Genomic DNA, 19672 nt, shown 5'->3' with positions numbered 1-19672 from the left:
TGGGTGCAAAATCTCTCAGGCTCGCATACGCCTTAAAAGTCGCCGGCTTGCTTCAAATCCGGCTTCTCCACCCACTGCGCCAACGCCTCCGCCAGCCGCTCGCTTTCGCCGATGGCAAACGACCAGTCGCGGATGCGGCTGGCGTGGTCCTGACCGTAATGCTTGAAGTCGCCCCGGTCCGGCATCTTGCGATTCGGCAGCCGCGCCAGGAACGATGGCGACGGCGCCACCAGCACCACGTTGTCCAGCGCCGCGTCGCGCGCCCGGCGCCATGGCATCGACTTGTCCAGCCAACCCGGCACGATGTGGTCGCTGAAGTGCGGATACAGCACCAGGCCGGCGTCGCGCTGGTAGGGCAGGTGCAGGTGGTAGTCGATCAGGCCGCCGTCCCAGTAGGTGCCGGCCGGCGCGCCGGGAATGTCCGTCACCGCTTCCAGCAGCAGCGGGATCGAGCCCGATGCCAGCAGCGCCACGCGCAGGTTCTCTTCGGACAGCGCGGCGAACTGCGTGCCGAAGGGATCGAAGCGTTCGCGCAGCCAGGCGCTGTCGTCGCGCGCGTCATGAAACACCACCCGCTCCATCGCCCGCGCCAGCCGCGCGCGCGCGACGGCATTGCCGGCCGCCGCCAGCAGGAAGCCGGCCATCTCGCGCCAGCGCACGCCGCGCGTCTGTGCCAGCGGGCCGATACCGCGCGCCGTGATGACGGACAGCCGGTACCAGGGATTACTCAGCGCCTCCCCGCCATGCCCGCCGAGCGCCTCGTCCAGTATCCCGCGTACGTTGCGGGTCACGTAGGCCGCGTCGACCTTGGCCGGATAGGTCTGGTGCGTGTAGTGATGGGCCAGGCGCCGGTGCGCGGCGACCGGATCGGCCAGCGCGCTGGCAGCCATGCGCCAGGCACCGATCGACGCGCCGATCAGCCGGCGTTCGCGCGGCGCGTTGGCCAGCCATTCGCCGAACAGCCACGTGTCGATGCCGTGCAGGATCAGGCCTTTCGGCCCGCCCGCCGCGGCGGGGACGATGGCAACGTCGGCCGCCTGCAGGCCCTCGCGGGCGATGCGCTGGCGCGCCCGTGCGCCCAGGCGGATGGTGATCGGTGCATCCATTATTGCAGCCCGCCTCCCAAGGCCCGGTACAGGTCGATCGCGCTGGTGGTGCGCAGCAGGCGGGCCTGCACCAGCTGCTGCTGGGCGTCGAACAGCTCGCGCTGCGCATCGAGCACGTCCAGGGTGCTGGCCACGCCGTTCTCGAAGCGCAGTTGCAAGAGGCGCAGGCGCTCGGCCTGCGCTTCCTGGATCGCGCGTTGCGCCGCCACCTGGTCGGCCAGATACGTGCGCGCCGCCAGCGCGTCCGCCACTTCGCGGAACGCCACCTGGATCGTCTTTTCGTAGTCGGCCACGGCGATGTCCTTGCGTACCTCGGCCAGGCCCAGGTTGGCGCGGTTGCGGCCGGCGTCGAAGATCGGCACCGTCAGCTGCGGCACGAACGACCACGTCCTGGTGCCGCTGTCGAACAGCCCGGAGAACTCCGGGCTGCTGCTGCCCAGCGCCGCCGTCAGCGAGATGCGCGGGAAGAAGGCGGCGCGCGCCGCGCCGATGTTGGCGTTGGCGGCGCGCAGGCGCTGCTCGGCCGCGCGGATATCCGGACGGCGCGTCAGGAGGTCGGACGGCAGCCCGGCCGGCACGGCACTCATCGCGTCGATCTGGCGGTCGTCCGCCATCGCGCCGGTAGCCGCCTGCGCCGGCGGCGCGCCCACCAGCAGGGTCAACGCGTTCTCGGCCTGGGCACGCTGCCGCGCCGTCGCCAGCGCCTGCGCGCGCGCCGTTTCCATCAGCGTCTCGTTCAGGCGCAGGTCCAGCAAGGAGGAGGCGCCCACGTCCATGCGCTGGCGCGTCAGCTCATAGGTGCGCCGGCGCGCGTCATAGGTGCTTTGCGCCAGCGCCAGCTGCTCGGCATAGGCCCGTTCGGTGAAGTAGGCTTTCGCCACTTCCGCCACGAGGCTGATCTGCGCCGCGCGCCGCGCTTCGTCGGTTGCGAGGTACGAGGCCAGGGCCGCGTCGGACAGGCTGCGCACGCGGCCGAAGAAGTCCAGTTCGAACGCGCTGGAGATGCCGACGTCGTAGCGCTCGCCCACGCCGGCACCGCCGGCCGGATCCTGCCACGCCGGCGTGCGCGCCCGCGTGCCCGTCAGCGCGCCGTTCAGGTTCGGCAGCCGGTCGGCGCGGGTGATGTTGTAGGCGGCGCGCGCTTCCTCGATGCGCAGAGCGGCCGTGCGCAGGTCGCGGTTGTTGTCCAGCGCGCTGGCGATCAGCTGGCGCAGGCGCTCGTCGGCGAAGAAGTCGCGCCAGCCGGTATCGATGGCCGCCTTGCCGTCCGCGGCCGGGGGCGCGGTCGCGCCGGCGCCGGGCGCGTTGTCCGGGAAGGCCTCGGCCATCGGCGCGGCGGGGCGCTGGTAGCTTGGCGCCAGCGAGCAGGCCGACAGCAGCGCGGCGGCCAGTACGGTCAACAGAGGTGTCTTCATGCTTTGGTCTCCGGCATATCCAGTTGATGTGCGGCCAGGCGACGCTGGCGCTCGCTGCCCTTGAAGATCCGGCGGATCACGACGAAGAACACGGGCACCAGGAATACCGCCAGCACGGTGGCCGTGATCATCCCGCCCATCACGCCCGTGCCGATGGCGCGCTGGCTGGCCGAGCCGGCACCGGTCGCGATCACCAGCGGCAGCACGCCCAGGATGAACGCCAGCGATGTCATGATGATGGGGCGGAAGCGCAGGTGCACCGCCTCCAGCGTCGCCTCGATCAGACCCATGCCCTGCGCCTGCAGGTCCTTGGCGAACTCGATGATCAGGATCGCGTTCTTGGCCGACAGGCCGATGATGGCGATCAGGCCCACCTTGAAATAGACGTCGTTCGGCAGGTCGCGCAGGTGCGCGCCCAGCAGCGCGCCCAATACGCCCAGCGGCACCACCAGCAGTACCGCGATCGGAATCGATTCGCTTTCGTACAGCGCCGCCAGCACCAGGAAGGCGGCCAGCAGCGACAGCGCGAACAGGGCCGGGGCCTGCGAGCCGGACGTGCGCTCCTCTAGCGACTGGCCGGTCCACTCGATGCCGAACCCCGGCGGCAGCTGGGCGGCCAGCCGTTCCAGTTCCTCCATCGCCTCGCCGGTGCTGCGGCCCGGTGCCGCGTCGCCGGTCAGCTTGATGGCGGGGTAGCCGTTGTAGCGCACCAGCTGCACGGGACCGTTGATCCATTTGGTGGTGGCGAACGACGCGAACGGCACCATGCCGCCGCCACTGCTGCGCACGTTCAGGCGCAGGATGTCCGCCGGCTGCATGCGGTGGCGCTGGTCGGCCTGCACGATCACGCGCTGCTGGCGGTTGGCCGCGTTGAAGTCGTTCACGTAGGACGAGCCCAGGCCGGCCGACAGGGTGCTGTTGATGTCCGCAAACGTCACGCCCAGCGCGTTGGCCTTCTCGCGGTCGATGTCGACCTGCAGCTGCGGCGCGTCCTCCATGCCTTCCGGCCGCAGGCCGCGCAGGATCTCGCTTTTCGCGGCCATGCCGAGCAGCTGGTTGCGTGCGGCGACCAGCGCCTCGTGGCCCTGCGCGCTGCGGTCCTGCAGGCGCGCCGTGATGCCGGTGGCGTTGCCCAGCTCGCGGATCGGCGGCGGCGACAGCGGGAACACGATCGCGTCCGGAATGCCGGACAGCGCGCCCATCGCCCGCTTGGCCAGGTCGTCGGCGGAATGGCCCTTGCCGCGCTCGTCCCAGTCCTTCAGCGGCACGAACACCAGGCCGGCGTTCTGGCCGTTGCCGGAGAACGAGAAGCCTGCCACCGCGATGGTGCGCGCCACTTCCGGCTGCTGGCGGAAGTAGGCGTCCACCTTGGCCAGCACCGCTTCCGCGCGCGGCCGCGAAGCCCCCGGCGGCAACTGCACGTTGGTGATGATGTAGCCCTGGTCCTCGTTGGGCAGGAACGACGACGGCAGCTTCGCGTACAGCCACGCCACGATCGCCAGCAGCGCGACGAAGATCAGCATGAAGCGGCCGGTGCGCGTCAGGATGCGCGCGATCACGCCCTGGTAGCCCGTCGCCGTCTTCGCGAAGCCGCGGTTGAACCAGCCGAAGAAGCCGCGCTTTTCGATGTGGTGGCCGGCCTCGACGGGTTTCAACATCGTCGCGCACAGCGCCGGCGTCAGGGTCAGCGCCATCAGCGCCGAGAAGGCCATGGCCGCCACCATCGACAGCGAGAACTGGCGGTAGATCGCGCCCACGGCGCCACCGAAGAACGCCATCGGCACGAACACGGCGATCAGCACCAGCGTGATGCCGACGATGGCGCCGGTGATCTGCGACATCGCCTTCTTCGTCGCCTCGCGCGGCGACAGGCCTTCCTCGCTCATGATGCGCTCGACGTTTTCCACGACCACGATGGCGTCGTCGACCAGGATGCCGATGGCCAGCACCATGCCGAACATCGTCAGCACGTTGATCGAATAGCCGAACAGCTGCATCGCCGCGAAGGTGCCCATCAGCGCGATCGGCACGACGATGGTCGGGATGATCGTGTAGCGCAAGTTCTGCAGGAACACGTACATGACGATAAACACCAGCACCACCGCTTCCAGCAGCGTCTTGACCACTTCCTCGATCGAGATCTTGACGAAGGTGGAGGTATCGTACGGCACCGTGTACTTCAGGCCGGGCGGGAAGAACTTCGACAGCTCCTCCATCTTGTCCTTGACCAGGTTGGCCGTGGCCAGCGCGTTACCGGTCAGCGACTGCTGCACGGCGATCGCCACGAAGGGCTGGCCGGACAGGCGCGCGCTGATGTTGTAGCTGGCGCCGCCCATCTCCAGGCGCGCCACGTCGCCCAGGCGAACCGTCGAGCCATCCGGATTGGCACGCAGGACCACCTTGCGGAATTGTTCGACGGAGGTCAGCTGGCCCGTCACCACGACCGGCGCGGCGTACGCCTGCGAGCGCGGATTGGGCAGGTCGCCAATGGTGCCGGACGTGACCTGCGCATTCTGGGCGCGGATCGCGGCGGTGACGTCGCTCATGTTCAGCTTCAGGCCCGTCAGCTTGTCCGGATCGACCCACACGCGCAGCGCGCGCTCGGTGCCGAACAACTGCGCCTGGCCGACGCCGGGAATGCGCTTGATCTCGTTGACCACGTTGCGCGCCATGTAGTCGCCGATCGCCGTCGGGTCCATGCGGCCGTCGGTGGAATACAAGCCGACGAACATCAGGATGTTCGAACGCGCCTTGTTGACCTGCACGCCCTGCTGCGTGACGGCCTGCGGCAGGCGTGATTCGACCCGCTTGATGCGGTTCTGCACGTCCACCGCGGCCAGGTCCGGATTGGTGCCGGGCTGGAAGGTGACGGTGATCGTCACGCCGCCGCTGGCATCGCTCTGCGACTCGACGTACTGCAGGCCGTCGGCGCCGTTCATTTCCTGTTCGATGACGCTGGTGACGGCATCGTCCAGCACCTGCGCGGTGGCGCCCGGATAGTTGGCCGTGACGACGATCGACGGCGGCGCGATAGTTGGATACTGCGCCACCGGCAGCACGGTGATCGCCAGCGCCCCACCCAGCAGGATGAAGAGGGCGATCACCCATGCGAACACGGGGCGGTCGATGAAGAATTTTGGCATCGCGGCTCCCGCTTATTTCGCGGCTGCGGGGGCGGCAGGACCGTTCGCGGGCGCGGCCGGCTGCCAGGGCTGCGGCGTCACCAATGCACCCGGCTTGGCCTTCTGGAAGCCCTCGACGATGATGCGCTCTCCGCCCTTCAGGCCATCGCTGACGATCCATTTGTCGCCGCTCGATGCCTCGGCCTTGACGGGACGGGCGAGCACCTTGTTGTCGCCGCCGACGACCATGACGGACGAGCCTTCGGCGCCGCGCACGACGGCCTGCTGCGGCACGGTGATGGCGGCCTCGTTGACGCCTTGTTCCAGGCGGGCGCGCACGTACATCCCCGGCAGCAGCGTGCGTTTCGGATTGGGAAACTCGGCCCGCATCGAGACCGAGCCGGTGGTCTCGTCCACCGACACATCCGAGAACAGCAGCTTGCCGGGCTGGCCGTATTCGTCGCCGTTCTCGGTCAGCAGCGTGACACGGGCCTGGTCGCGGCCCGCGCTTTTCAGGCGGCCGCTGGCCAGCGCCTGGCGCAGCTGCGCCAGCTCGGTGGAGGACTGCGTGATCGTTACGTAGATCGGGTCGAGCTGCTGCACGGTCGCCATCGGCGTCGCCTCGCCCTGGCCCACCAGCGCGCCTTCGGTGACGAGGGCGCGGCCCACCCGGCCCGAGATCGGCGCCGTCACGGTGGCGTAACCCAGGGTCAGGCTGGCGGTCTGGCGCGCCGCGCGGGCGGTAGCCAGGTCGGCTGCGGCCTGCTTCTGCGCCGTCACGGCGTCGTCGTATTCCTGCTGGCTGACGGCCTGCGCGGCCAGCAGCGGCTTGTAGCGCTTCACTTTCAGGTCGGCCTGCGCCAGGTTGGCCTCGGCCTTGGCGACGGCCGCCTGCGCGCTGGCATAGTTGGCCTGGAACTCGGCCGGATCGATGCGAAACAGCACGTCGCCCGCCTTGACGTCGCCGCCCTCCTGGAACACCCGCTTCAACACGATGCCCGGCGTGCGCGCCCGCACCTGCGCGATGCGCGACGCCTCCACGCGGCCGGGCAGCTCGTCGGTGACGGCGACGGCGGCCGGGGCGACGGTGATGACGGAGACGGTGGGCGGGGGCGGGGCGGGAGGGGCGGTGTCTTTCTTGCCGCAGGCGGCCAGCAGGGACAGCGTGGCGACGACGGTGGCGAAGGGGATACGGCGAGGGACAGATCTCATGGATATCTCGTGAAGGATGAACAAAGACCAGCGCCTTCCCTTGCAGGGTGGAAGGGAAGAGAAACATTGTATATCACTGTCAAATGTAACGTTTTGTACATGTTGCGCACAAAACAAAGGGAGCCGAAGCTCCCTTTTTGCTCATCCTGGCGGGACGATCCGGCCGATCAGCGCATGCCGGAAATGATCTGTTTCAGCTTGCCGGAATCGGCGCAGAAGGCGCGGATGCCTTCGGCCAGCTTCTCGGTCGCCATCGCATCCTCGTTGAGCATGAAGCGGAAGGTCTTCTCGTCCAGCGTCATCTTGGCTGCCGCACCGGTGGCCGTCTCGGCCGACAGCTTGCGCTCGACCGGGCCTTCGCTGTCGGCCAGCTTCTGCAGCAGGTCGGGGCTGATCGTCAGCAGGTCGCAACCGGCCAGTTCCAGGATCTGGCTGGTGTTGCGGAAGGAAGCGCCCATCACTTCGGTCTCGTAGCCGAACTTGCGGTAGTAGTTGTAGATGCGCTTGACCGACTGCACGCCCGGGTCTTCCGCGCCCACGTAGTCGATGCCGGTCTGCTTCTTGTACCAGTCGTAGATGCGGCCCACGAACGGCGAGATCAGCTGCACGCCCGCCTCGGCGCAGGCGATCGCCTGCGGCAGCGAGAACAGCAAGGTCAGGTTACAGTGGATCATTTCCTTCTCGAGGATCTCGGCGGCCTTGATGCCTTCCCAGGTCGAGGCGATCTTGATCAGCACGCGCTCGCGGTCGAAGCCGGCGCGCTCGTACAGGTCGATCAGCTCGCGGCCCTTGGCCACGTTGGCCTCGACGTCGAACGACAGGCGCGCATCGATCTCGGTCGAGACGCGGCCCGACACCACCTTCAGGATCTCGCCGCCGAAGGCGATCAGCAGCTTGTCGATCACTTCGCCGGTGGAGGCGTGCGGGTTGTCGCGCACGGCCTTTTCCAGCAGCGGCTTGTATTCGTCCTTCTGCACCGCCTTCAGGATCAGCGACGGATTGGTGGTGGCGTCGCGCGGCGTGTAGGCCTTGATCGACTGGAAATCGCCGGTGTCGGCGACGACCTTGGTGTACTTCTTCAGTTGTTCGAGTTGATTCATGACAGGGCCGAAAGTGGTGAGGGCAAAAGACTATTGTACCGAAACTGCCTCGGGGCGCCAGGTTTTCGCGGCGGTGCCGTGCTGTTGTCTTTTTGCCCAGCCTATTGCAATGCCGCCCAGGTACGGTATCCTTGCCGCACTTGGCTAAAAGCCAACAGTAACGCGGTATCGGGAGAGTCTGGCCCCGCCAGCGCCGAAGGAGCAACCGCCCCGTCAATCTCTCAGGTACAAGGGACCGGTACCGCACGATCGAACTCTGAAGAGTTGCCGGCGCAGGGCGCGCGCGGCGCACCGAAGGAGCAAGCGCCGGCCGGCCGATCGCCCGCCGCGTGAATCTCTCAGGTCCCGAACAGAGGGGGTGTCGCGGCGCGCGTGCGCCGCCTCCATCCTTTTGCGCTGACAGGATCACATGAAAACCATCGCAGTCATCGGCGGCGGCATCACCGGTGTCACCACCGCGTATGCGCTGGCCCAGCGCGGGCTGGCCGTCACCTTGTTCGAGAAGCACCGCTATCCGGCCATGGAGACGTCGTATGCCAACGGCGGCCAGCTGTCGGCGTCCAACGCGGAAGTGTGGAACCACTGGAGCACGGTCAGGAAAGGCGTCGGCTGGATGCTGCGGCGCGACGCGCCGCTGCTGGTGCGCCCGCACCCCACCTGGCACAAGCTGTCCTGGTTCGCCGAGTTCCTGGCGGCCGTGCCGCGCTACCGCGACAACACGGTGGCCACCGCGCGCATGGCGGTGGCCGCGCGCGAGCACCTGTACGCCTGGGCCGCGCAGGAAGGCATCGCGTTCGACCAGCGGCGCCAGGGCATCCTGCACATCTACCGCGACAAGGCCGGCTTCGACCACGCCGCCCAGGTGACCAAGCTGCTGGCGCAGGGCGGGCTGCCGCGCCGCGGCGTGACGCCGCAGGAGATGCGCGCCATCGAACCCACGCTGGCGGGCGACTACTATGGCGGCTTTTATACGGAAAGCGACAGCAGCGGCGACATCCACAAGTTCACCACCGGCCTGGCCCGTGCCTGCGAGCGCCGCGGCGTGGCGCTGCTGTGCCAGCGCGACGTACTGGCGCTGGCGGTGGACGAGCGCGGCGCCAGCATCACGGTGCGCCATGGCGATGTGCAGGACACCTGCGACTTCGACGCCGTCGTCGTCTGCGCCGGCACCGCCAGCCGGGCGCTGGCCGCGATGGTGGGCGACCGCGTCAACGTCTATCCGGTCAAGGGCTATTCCATCACCGTCAACCTGCCGGACGGCGCCAGCCAGGCCGCGGCGCCCACCGTCAGCCTGCTCGACGACGCCACCAAGCTGGTGGCCAGCCGCTTCGGCCAGGACCGCCTGCGCGTCGCGGGCACGGCGGAATTCGCGGGCTACGACAAGGATATCCGCGCCGACCGGATTCGCCCGCTGGTGGAGTGGGTGGAGCGCTGCTTCCCCGGTGTCTCGACGAAAAGCGTGGTGCCGTGGGCCGGCCTGCGGCCGATGATGCCGGACACGATGCCGCGCGTGGGGCGGGGGCGTACGCCGTTCGTGTTCTATAACACGGGACATGGTCACCTGGGCTGGACGCTTGCCGCCGCGACGGCGGAGATGGTGGCGCACGAGGTGTATGCGGCCGTGGAGCCGGCGGCGGGGCGGCGGCTGGCGGCGCTGGCGGCGTAAAGGGCGCTGGACAGTGGCGAGTTCGCACAACAAAAAGTCAGCCACAAGCCAGTAGAATTAAACAATTGCTATAGCATTTCGATATAGGGTGATGTATAAGCTCACCGCCCTTTGCTCTTGTGCGTGAAACAACAAGTCAGTAGACTAAGCCGTTCCAACGGGTCACGATCGGCCAAACGTGAACGACCCATCAGCTATTGAAATTTTTCGACGAATGAGCTGCTCTTATAGAAGGTCGGTTCGAGTTTTTTTGATTTGATTAACTTGAAGGTTTCCGTCAATTTGCGTTAAGAAAATGAGCCTTTATGAAAACTGTTTCTGCGTCGTCTGATGATGTGAAGATCCTTCTTTCCGTTAAAGAAGATCACTTTAACGATGTAAAGAGTGCGCGGATTGCGCCTGCAAAGCTCCAAGAAACCTTCGTAGCATTCGCGAATTCTGACGGAGGTGATCTTTATATTGGTATCGAGGACCGGAAAGTTACCACTGAGCGGATAATTGGCTTCGCCGAAGCCGAAGATGCAAATGCAATTATTTCGACGCTGCTTGAGGAAACAAAGCCAGCTGTAGAGAGCGTTTTTGTCGAATTTATCCAAGTTTCTTCCAAAGGGCTGGTGCTGCATTTTGCGATTCCAAAAAGTCCGAAGGTTCATTATACGGCATCCGGAGATTGTTATATCCGTGTAAACGCGGCAACGAAGAAAATCAAGGGTGAGCGGATCACTCAACTCGCGTATTCTAAAGGGTCAGAGATATACGAGCGCAAAGCTGTTGACGATGTCGAAGTGGAAGATATGGCCGAAAGCCCATTCTTAAAGGATTATATGGAACGTGTGGATTCCAATATTGATCCCGTTAGCTTTCTCCGCAAGCAACGACTGTTGACGAAAAGTGGAGAGGAGAGAATTCCCAATGTTGCATGTGTTCTACTTTTCGATGAAGATCCCCAAGCGACTTTGCAGACTCGATGTGCGGTTAAAGTGTATCGCCTCAGGACCTCCGACCAGGATTATAAGCGTGAGCAATTAGCTGAGATGCCTGCCACTATTAACGGCCCTATAGAGGTTTTAATACAAAAAACCATTGAAAAAGTTGCTGAATACGTTCATGGGGCGTCCTTTAAGGATGGCGATAAGTTAGTGAAGCTTGCTTATCCGGCGGAAGCGTTGAAGGAGATATTGGTTAACGCCGTAATTCATCGCGACTACAGCCTGAATGATGACATACATGTACGTATTTTCGATAATCGTATAGAGATACGTAGTCCTGGGAAGTTGGCAGGTTACATGACGGTCGATAATTTGTATGAGGATCGTTTTTCAAGAAACCCGAATATTGTTCGTATGCTGCATAATCTACCGAACCCCGTTAACCACGATATCGGCGAAGGGTTAGATCATGCGAAGAATGAACTGCGTAAGGCTGGCCTTATTCCACCTTCATTTGAGGAGGCGGAAAATTCGTTCATCGTCACAGTTAAACATCAAAAGATCGCGTCTGTCGAGGATGTTGTCATCAAACATATCAAAGATAATCCTGAGTCGATTATAACTAATAGGCTGGTGAGGCAGCTAAGCGGTGAGGAAGATATGCAAAAGGTGAAGAAGGCATTGCAACGATTGAGGCAGGATGGTGTAATTGTTCCTGTTGACGAATCCGCGAAAGCCTTTAATTTTAGCTATGTGAAGGCAAAGCACTGATGCGCTGTAACTCGATGGGCTGCTCGTGACTATGGAATGGCTAGCGTAATTTATCGTTTTTACGCAGCGGGCAGCGATACTCTCACCAGCAAGCCACTGCCATTGGCGCCGTCCAACAGCTCCAAGGTCGCCCCATGCAGCGCGGCGATATCGCTGACGATGGCCAACCCCAATCCGGCCCCGCCAGGATTGACCTGCATCGAGGAAGCCGCCCGGTAGAACGGCGCAAAAACCCGCTCGCGCTCGGCCGCCGGGATGCCAGGGCCACCGTCTTCCACTTCCAATACGGCCTGGCCGCCGTCCGAACGCACCCGCAGCACGACGGCCCCGCCAGCCGGCGTGTAGCGCAGCGCGTTATCGACCAGGTTGGCCACCAGTTCATGCAGCAATAGCTCCTGTCCCGTCACCGTGACTTCCTGCGGCGCCTCCAGCGCCAGGTCGATGCGCGCCCGCACGGCGTTCGGCGCGAGTTCCAGCGCCACCTGCTGTACCAGCGCGCGCAGCGCCACCGGCGCGGCCAGGCTACCCTTGCTGTGCTCGATGCGGGCCGGGGTCAGCAGGCGATTGGCCAGGTGCACGGCGGAGTCGGTGGTGGCGGCGATTCCGGCCAGGACATCGGTGACGGCTGGCGGTGCACTGTGGCGCTCCACCTCGCGCTACGTACCGGGGTCCGTACCGGGGTCAGGTCTGTCATTCGGACAAAGGCACACGGGACCATGTCTGTCATTCGCACAAATGTCCAAATGACAGACCTGACCCCGGAGTTGTACGGATCCCGGAGTTGTACGACGCGACCAAGCTGGTGGCCAGCCGCTTCGGCCAGGACCGGCTGCGCGTCGCGGGCACGGCGGAATTCGCGGGCTACGACAAGGATATCCGCGCCGACCGGATTCGCCCGCTGGTGGAGTGGGTGGAGCGCTGCTTCCCCGGTGTCTCGACGAAAAGCGTGGTGCCGTGGGCCGGCCTGCGGCCGATGATGCCGGACACGATGCCGCGCGTGGGGCGGGGGCGTACGCCGTTCGTGTTCTATAACACGGGACATGGTCACCTGGGCTGGACGCTTGCCGCCGCGACGGCGGAGATGGTGGCGCACGAGGTGTACGAGGCGGTGGAACCGGCGACGGGGCGGCGCCGGGCGGCGCTGGCGGCATGATGCCGGCATGCCGTCACGCGCACGCCACATTTTTTAATTTCCACACGGAAATTTGATCTAGATCAGGTCGGACCCTCGCCCCCGCTGGCTACACTTGCCTGCTGCTGCGAGAGAGTCCGCCGCGTACGCGGACCGCCACTGCGCCGGTGCGCCCAGTCTGTCCTCTCGAGCAAGGAACGCCACTAGCGCACCATCAACCGAGAGTACACAACAATGAAATTAACGGATATTTCCATCGGCAAGCGCCTTGCCATGGGCTTTGGACTGGTCAGCCTGCTGCTGGTGGTGCTGGTCGTCATCAGCAGTGCGGCGCTGGATCGCATGAAGCGCAATACGGACACCCTGGTGGTCGAGCGCATGCCGCGCATCGAGGCCGCGCAGGAGGTCCTGTCGCACGTGAATGATACCGCTATCGCCCTGCGCAACGTGATCCTTGCCCACGACGACGCCGACCGCGACCGGCAAGCCGGCGAGGTGCTGGCTTCCCGCGCCGCGCTGGGCAAGACGCTGCAGTATTTCGACCGCGTGCTGGACCGGCCACGCGGCCGCCAGCTGCTGGCCCAGATGCAGCGCGAAAGCGAGCTGTATGCGGCCGGGCAGGACAAGCTGATCGCGCTGGCCAGGAGCGGCGACGCGGCCGGTGCCAGCGCGCTGCTGACCAGCGAACTGCGGCCGATCCTGCAGCGCCTGAAGCAGGCGGCGCGCGACCTGATCGCGTTCCAGAAGGAGCTGACCGGCCAGGCCTCCGACGCGGCCACGGCGACCTACAGCCAGTCGCGCCTGGTGGCGTGGTCGATCGGCGCCGTCGCGCTGCTGCTGGCCGGCGCCACGGCCTGGCTGATCACCATCTCCATCGTCGTGCCGGTGCGGCGCGCCCTGGAAGTGGCGCGCACGGTGGCGGCCGGCGACTTGACCAGCACCATCGACGTGCGCTCGGCCGACGAAACCGGCCAGCTGCTGGCCGCCCTGAAGACGATGAACGAAAGCCTGGCCCGCACCGTCGGCGCCGTGCGCACCGGCACGGAGACCATCATGGTGGCCGCCACCGAGGTGGCCGCCGGCAGCCAGGACCTGTCGTCGCGCACCGAGCAGCAGGCCGGCTCGCTGGAGGAAACCGCGTCGTCGATGGAGGAACTGACGTCGACCGTGCGCCAGAGCGCCGACAATGCGCGCCAGGCCAACGAGCTGGCGCTGTCCGCCTCGAGCATCGCGCGCCAGGGCGGCGACGTGATCGGCCAGGTGGTCGGCACGATGGATGCCATCCGCGCCTCGGCCGACAAGATCGGCGACATCACCAACGTCATCGACAGCATCGCGTTCCAGACCAATATCCTGGCGCTCAACGCCGCGGTGGAGGCCGCGCGTGCCGGCGAGCAGGGGCGCGGCTTCGCCGTCGTCGCCAGCGAAGTGCGCAACCTGGCGCAGCGCTCGGCCGCGGCCGCGAAGGAAATCAAGCAGCTGATCGGCGACTCCAGCGCCAAGGTCGCGGACGGCGCCGCGCTGGTGGCGCAGGCCGGGGCGACGATGACGCAGATCGTGGCCGGCGTCGAGCGCGTCACCGGCATCATGGGCGAGATCACGACGGCCGCGATCGAGCAGACCGCCGGCATCGAGCAGATCAACGAGGCGGTCGGCCAGATGGACGCGGTCACGCAGCAGAATGCCGCGCTGGTGGAGCAGTCGGCCGCCGCCTCCGAAACGATGCGCGAGCAGGCCGCCAGCCTGGCCGCCGCGGTGGCGGTATTCCAGCTGGTGCCGCGTGACGCCGCGCCACGCCACGCTCCGCGCACGCCGCGCCAGGCTGGCACGCAATTGCGGCTGGCGTAAGCGCTCAGGGCCGCATGGCGCCCGGCAGCGTCACCCGCACCAGCAGGCCCTTGCCGCCGGCGCCGTCGTCCAGGTTCAGGCTGGCCCCATGCAGCGCGGCGATGTCGCCGACGATGGCCAGCCCCAGCCCGGCGCCACCCGGGTTGACCTGCATCGAGGAGGCCGCCCGGTAGAACGGCGCGAACACCCGTTCGCGCTCCGCCGCCGGGATGCCGGGCCCGCCATCCTCCACTTCCAGCACGGCCCGATCACCGTCCGCGCGCACGCGCAGCACGACGGCGCCGCCGGCCGGCGTGTAGCGCAGCGCGTTGTCGACCAGGTTGGCCACCAGCTCGTGCAGCAGCAGTTCCTGTCCCGTCACCATCACTTCAGCCGGCGCCTCCAGCGCCAGGTCGATGCGCGCGCGCACGGCGTTCGGCGCCAGCTCCAGCGCGACCTGCTGGACCAGCGCACGCAATGCCACCGGCTCGGCCAGGCCGCCCTTGCTGTGTTCGATGCGGGCCAGGGTCAGCAGGCGGTTGGCCAGGTGGACGGCGGAGTCGCTGGTCGCGGCGATGCCGGCCAGCACCTCGCTGACGGCCGCCGGCGCGCCATGGCGCTCGGCCTCGCGCTGCGCCATCTCGGTTTGCGTGCGCAGCACGGTGAGCGGCGTGCGCAGCTGGTGCGAGGCGTCGGCGATAAAGCGGCGCTGGCTGTTGATCAGGCCAGCGATGCGCGACATCGACGCGTTCATCGCTTCCACCAGCGGCCGCACCTCGCGGTGCACCAGCGCCGGATCGAGGTCGGACAGGTCCGAGACGCTGCGGCTTTCCACCTCGCGCTTCAGGCGCATCAACGGCTGCAGCACGAGCCGCACCGCAAACCAGATCAAGAGCGCGGCCGCGGCCACCAGGCCAGCCTGCCACAGCACCGTGTCGAGCAGGATCTTGTTGGTCAGGCCGCGCCGCGCGTCCAGCGTTTCACCCACCTGGATCAGCGCGATGCCGCGCATCGAGTCGTCGTACACCGGTTGCAGCAGGGCGGCGATGCGGATCGGCTGGCCGTTGTACTGCGCGTGGTAGAAGCGCACCAGCGCCGGGTAGCTTTCCGAGCGCGGCACGTGCTCCGGCACCGGCGGCAGGTCGTCGTAGCCGGATACCGTCTCGCCCTTCAGGCCCGTCACCTTGTAGTAGATGCGGCCAAGCGTGTCGGTCTCGAAGCTGTCCAGCGCCACATAGGGCACGTCGGCCACCACCTTGCCGCCGCTGATCGACACCCGCTCGGCCAGCGCCCGCGTGGAGGCCAGCAGCGAGCGGTCGTAGGCGATGTCGGCCGCGTCCAGCGCGTTGTGGTAGGCCGAAACGGTATTGAATACCTCCAGCACGACCAGGGGCAGCAGCAACCAGCGCAGCAGCTGGCCGCGCAGGCTGCCGAGCGTCGCCGCCCCGATCGGGGGCTCGACCGGTGCGGTCATTTCAGGCCGGATCGCGCGGCTGCAGCACGTAGCCGATACCGCGCAAGGTGGTGATGGCGGCGGCGCCAGGCTGGCTGCTTTCCAGCTTCTTGCGCACGCGATGGATGTACAGTTCGATCGCATCGAGGTTGGCGTCGTCCGCCAGCGCGAACACCTCGTCGAACAGCTTTTCCTTGGCCACCGCGCGGCCGCTCTTCGTGATCAAGGCTTCCAGCACGGCGTGCTCGCGCGGCGTCAGCGCCAGGCTTTGGTCATAGTAGGTGAACATGCGGCTGACGGTATCGAACGCCAGCGCGCCGCAGCGGTACACCAGGGCCTCGTTGCCCAGGCCGCGGCGCAGCAGCGCCTTGACCCGCGCTTCCAGTTCGACCAGCTCGAACGGCTTGGCCAGGTAGTCGTCCGCGCCCAGGTTCAGGCCCTGCACGCGGTCCTCCAGGCCGCCGCGCGCCGTCAGGATCAGTACCGGCGTCTTGGCGCCGCGGGCGCGCAGGCGCTTGAGCACCTCCAGCCCGTCCATCTTCGGCAAGGTCAGGTCGAGGATGACCAGTGCATACTCCTGCGTGTGCAGCAGCGCATCGGCATCGGCGCCGTTGTTCGCGCACTCCACCGTCAGGTGTGCGTCGCGCAGCGCTTTCGCCAGCCAGTGTTGCAGTTCGGTGTGGTCTTCTACCAGCAGTATGCGCATCGTGCGGAGCTTGAAAGCATTTTGAAAGGTTGACGAATTTATAGTGGAACCATGCCCCGCCACGAGGGCAGGCAGCATCACTATAAACCCAGGAGACAATCTGTGAAAAGAACCACCATCGCCACCGGCGCGCTGGCCGCCGTGGCCTGCCTGGCCGCCGCCGGCGTCCACGCCCAGTCCGCCGTCACTTTGTACGGCCTGCTCGATACGGGCATCGATTATGCCTCCAACGCGGCCGCCAACGGCCATGCCGTCACCCGCGTCAGCTCCGGCGGCATGAACACTTCGCGCTGGGGCATCAAGGGCAGCGAGGACCTCGGCGACGGCTTGAAAGCCGTCTATCAGCTGGAAGGCGGCATCCTGATGGACACCGGCGGCATCGATGGCCAGCTGTTCCGCCGCCAGGCCAACGTCGGCCTGGATGGCAGGTACGGCCGCCTGGTGCTGGGCCGCTCCTTTACCAGCGTGTACGACACTGTGATCCGCTTCGACCCGATGGGCTTCGCGCCGTTCTACTCATGGGCCACGACCGGCAACGCGACGGGCCCCAGCAAATACGGCATGACGACCGGCTTCGACAACCTGGTCAAGTACTCCGGCAGCACGGGCGACTTCAAGTATGGCCTGTCGTACGGCATGGGCGAGCAGGCGAGCAATGGCGGCGACAGCGCCAAGTACGCGGCCGCCGTCAGCTACGAGAGCGATGGCCTGGGCCTGATGGCGACGTGGGAGCGCGTCAACGGCAACACGGTGGCGCTGACGGGCCGGCGCGACGCCGCCCGCGTGGCGCACCTGGGCGCCTACTACGCCGCCGGCGACCTGAAGTTCTGGGCCGCCGGCCGCAACTACCGCCTCGAGCCCGGCGCGATCGCGGCCGACGTCAAGGCCAATACCTACTGGACCGGCGTGGCCTACAAGCCGGTGCCGAACGTGACGCTGACGGGCGCGGTCTACTACATGGACGTCAAGAACACCGCAGCCGGCAAGGATGCCGACCCGCTGATGTTCGTGGCGCGCTACCGCCATGCGCTGTCCAAGCGCACCGACCTGTATGCCACCGTCGCCTATGCGAAAGCGAAGCACGACCAGCTGGTCGGCCTGTCGCGCGACGATCCCGGCTTCGGCGACACCCAGCGTGGCGCCATGGTCGGCATCCAGCACCGCTTCTGACATGCGTGCCGCCTTCCTCGTCGCAATCTGCGTCGCCAGCACCGCCGGCGCCGCCGAATGCATCGTGCCGTCGAAACCGGGCGGCGCGATGGACCTGACCTGCAAGCTGGTGCGCGACGGCCTGCGCCAACTGCCCGATACGGCGCAAACCCCGATGCGCCTGAGCTATGCCCCGGGCGGGATTGGCGCCGTGGCCTGGCACTCGCTGGTGTCGGGCCGGCGCGGCGACGGCGACACGCTGGTGGCTTTCTCCGGCGGCTCCCTGCTCAACCTTGCACAGGGCAAGTTCGGCAAGGCCAAGCCCGCCGACGTGCGCTGGGTCGCCGCGCTGGGCGCCGATTACGGCATGATCGCCGTGCGCGGCGATTCGCCCTACCGCACGCTGGCGGACCTGGTCGCAGCGCTCAAGCGCGACCCGGCCAAGGTGCTGATCGGCGTGTCCGGCACCATCGGCAGCCAGGACTGGCTGAAGATGGCCCTGCTGGTGCGCAAGGCCGGTATCGATCCGAAAGTGCTGCGCTTCGTCGCGCTGGAGGGCGGCGGCGAGGCCTTCACCGCGATGCAGGCCAACTACGTGCAGGTGGTCTCGGGCGACGCATCCGAAGCGCACCTGATGGCGGCCAACGGCAAGGTGCGCGTGCTGGCGGTGCTGTCCGAGCAGCGCCTGCCGGGCGAACTGGCATTGGTGCCGACCGCGCGCGAGCAGGGCTACGACGTGGTCTGGCCGACCATCCGCGGCGTGTGGATGGGACCGCAGACGTCCGATGCTGATTACCAGCGCTGGGTGCGCACGTTCGAGCGCATGGCGGCCACCCCCGGATTTGCCCGGCTGCGCACGGCCGCCGGGCTGTACCCGCTGACCCTGACCGGGCCGGCGCTGACCGATTACGTACAAAAAGCCGTGGATGACTACGGCAAACGCGCCAGCCAGCTTGGCCTGGTGCGCTGAACCCTCACAACAGACGGAGACGAACATGATCAAGAAACTGACGACGGCGATCCTGCTGGCCCTGGCGGCCGGCAGCGCACTGGCCCAGGTACCGCAAGGCTATCCGGCCGACTACCAGAAGCTGGTCGACGCGGCGAAGAAGGAGGGCAAGCTGGTGGTGTACGGTGCCACCGACAGCAAGGCCACCCAGCCGCTGATCCGCGATTTCTCGGCGCTGTACCCCGGCATCACGGTCGAATACAACGACATGAACTCGACCGAGGTGTACAACCGCTTCATCTCCGAGCGCGCTGCCGGCGGCAACACGGCCGACGTGATGTGGTCCTCGTCGATGGACCTGCAACTGAAACTGGCCGCCGAGGGCAGCGCGCTGCAGTACAAGTCGGTCGAGGCGGCGCAGTTGCCGGCGTGGGCGATCTGGGAACACAAGGCCTACGGCACCACCTTCGAGCCGGCCGCCATCGTCTACAACAAGCGCCTGCTGGCCGCGGGCGAGGTGCCGCAGACGCATGACGACTTCGTGCGCCTGATCCAGCAGCCGAAGTTCCGCGACAAGGTGACGACCTACGACATCGAGAAATCCGGCGTGGGCTTCATGTTCATGACGCGCGATGCGGCCGCCTACCCGAAATTCGCCGAGCTGCAGAAGGCCTTCGGCGTGGCCAAGGTGCGGGTGCAATCGTCCACCGGCACGATGATGGAACGCATCTCGTCGGGCGAGAACCTGATCGGCTACAACGTGCTGGGCTCGTATGCGCTGGTGCGCGCCAAGACCGATCCGTCCATCGGCGTGGTGCTGCCGAAGGACTACACGCAGATCATGTCGCGCGTCGTGTTCATCAACAAGGCGGCCAGGAACGTCAACGCCGCCAAGCTGTGGCTGGACTACATGCTGTCCAAGCGCGGCCAGACCATCATCGCCAACGAGTCGAAGCTGTACGCGATCCGCGCCGACGTGACCGGGGAAACCACCAGCGCGGACCTGGTCAAGGCGATCGGCCAGGCCAACGTCAAGCCGATTCCCGTCAACCCCAGTGTGCTGGACTACCTGGCGCCGGCCAAGCGGATGGCGTTCCTGAAGGGCTGGAAAGAGACCGCGGGCAAGAAGTAAGGG

General features: G+C 66.3%; 15 protein-coding genes and 1 riboswitch. Of the genes, 7 read left to right on the top strand and 8 right to left on the bottom strand.

The features are described from left to right. Positions 1-32 precede the first annotated feature (32 nt). The 5 genes from E7V67_020375 to tal form a co-directional block, all read right to left on the bottom strand. Positions 33-1106: a patatin-like phospholipase family protein gene (locus tag E7V67_020375; protein WUR12037.1), complete on the bottom strand. Its 1074-nt coding sequence runs from the start codon at positions 1104-1106 to the stop codon at positions 33-35. Further along, positions 1106-2521: an efflux transporter outer membrane subunit gene (locus E7V67_020370; protein WUR12036.1), complete on the bottom strand. Its 1416-nt coding sequence runs from the start codon at positions 2519-2521 to the stop codon at positions 1106-1108. The genes E7V67_020375 and E7V67_020370 overlap by 1 nt, the downstream gene beginning before the upstream one ends. Then, on the bottom strand, positions 2518-5664 hold the full coding sequence (locus E7V67_020365) for an efflux RND transporter permease subunit (GenBank protein ID WUR12035.1): 3147 nt from the start codon (positions 5662-5664) through the stop codon (positions 2518-2520). Before E7V67_020365 ends, E7V67_020370 begins: the two co-directional genes overlap by 4 nt. 12 nt (positions 5665-5676) lie before the next feature. Continuing rightward, the gene (locus E7V67_020360) at positions 5677-6855 is read right to left on the bottom strand and encodes an efflux RND transporter periplasmic adaptor subunit (GenBank protein ID WUR12034.1); all 1179 of its coding nucleotides are present in this window, start codon (positions 6853-6855) and stop codon (positions 5677-5679) included. A gap of 167 nt (positions 6856-7022) precedes the next feature. After that, positions 7023-7955: a transaldolase gene (tal, locus tag E7V67_020355; GenBank protein ID WUR12033.1), complete on the bottom strand. Its 933-nt coding sequence runs from the start codon at positions 7953-7955 to the stop codon at positions 7023-7025. Positions 7956-8114: 159 nt separating this feature from the next. Then, positions 8115-8203: riboswitch (glycine riboswitch) on the top strand. A 161-nt stretch (positions 8204-8364) separates the two neighbouring features. On the opposite strand from tal, the gene E7V67_020350 reads away from it, so the two are divergent. Further along, positions 8365-9621, top strand: a complete 1257-nt coding sequence (locus E7V67_020350) for a D-amino acid dehydrogenase (GenBank protein ID WUR12032.1) — start codon at positions 8365-8367, stop codon at positions 9619-9621. A gap of 305 nt (positions 9622-9926) precedes the next feature. After that, positions 9927-11321: an ATP-binding protein gene (locus E7V67_020345; GenBank protein WUR12031.1), complete on the top strand. Its 1395-nt coding sequence runs from the start codon at positions 9927-9929 to the stop codon at positions 11319-11321. Between the two features lie 59 nt (positions 11322-11380). Here E7V67_020345 and E7V67_020340 read toward each other — a convergent pair whose 3' ends face one another. Continuing rightward, a complete protein-coding gene (locus E7V67_020340) occupies positions 11381-11971 on the bottom strand; it encodes a HAMP domain-containing sensor histidine kinase (protein WUR12030.1) in 591 nt (196 codons plus the stop codon). Here E7V67_020340 and E7V67_020335 point away from each other — a divergent pair. Next, a complete protein-coding gene (locus tag E7V67_020335) occupies positions 11953-12474 on the top strand; it encodes an FAD-dependent oxidoreductase (protein ID WUR12029.1) in 522 nt (173 codons plus the stop codon). The two genes, E7V67_020340 and E7V67_020335, sit on opposite strands and share 19 nt — an antisense overlap. 213 nt (positions 12475-12687) lie before the next feature. After that, positions 12688-14301: a methyl-accepting chemotaxis protein gene (locus E7V67_020330; protein WUR12028.1), complete on the top strand. Its 1614-nt coding sequence runs from the start codon at positions 12688-12690 to the stop codon at positions 14299-14301. A 4-nt stretch (positions 14302-14305) separates the two neighbouring features. Here the strand turns inward: E7V67_020330 and E7V67_020325 are convergent, their stop codons facing one another. Further along, a complete protein-coding gene (locus E7V67_020325) occupies positions 14306-15754 on the bottom strand; it encodes a sensor histidine kinase N-terminal domain-containing protein (protein ID WUR12027.1) in 1449 nt (482 codons plus the stop codon). Position 15755: 1 nt separating this feature from the next. Continuing rightward, positions 15756-16439, bottom strand: a complete 684-nt coding sequence (locus tag E7V67_020320; protein WUR12026.1) for a response regulator — start codon at positions 16437-16439, stop codon at positions 15756-15758. A 102-nt stretch (positions 16440-16541) separates the two neighbouring features. On the opposite strand from E7V67_020320, the gene E7V67_020315 reads away from it, so the two are divergent. From E7V67_020315 to E7V67_020305, 3 genes are read left to right on the top strand one after another with little or no spacing between them, the layout of a single operon-like run. Continuing rightward, a complete protein-coding gene (locus tag E7V67_020315; GenBank protein ID WUR12025.1) occupies positions 16542-17609 on the top strand; it encodes a porin in 1068 nt (355 codons plus the stop codon). A gap of 1 nt (position 17610) precedes the next feature. Then, entirely contained in the window at positions 17611-18558 is a 948-nt protein-coding gene (locus E7V67_020310) for a tripartite tricarboxylate transporter substrate-binding protein (protein WUR12024.1), read from the top strand. A gap of 25 nt (positions 18559-18583) precedes the next feature. After that, the gene (locus tag E7V67_020305) at positions 18584-19669 is read left to right on the top strand and encodes an ABC transporter substrate-binding protein (protein WUR12023.1); all 1086 of its coding nucleotides are present in this window, start codon (positions 18584-18586) and stop codon (positions 19667-19669) included. Positions 19670-19672: the final 3 nt, after the last annotated feature.

This window comes from [Empedobacter] haloabium (assembly GCA_008011715.2).
Taxonomy (GTDB): Bacteria; Pseudomonadota; Gammaproteobacteria; order Burkholderiales; family Burkholderiaceae_D; genus Rugamonas; species Rugamonas haloabia.
This window is presented reverse-complemented; position numbering and strand designations above follow the sequence as displayed.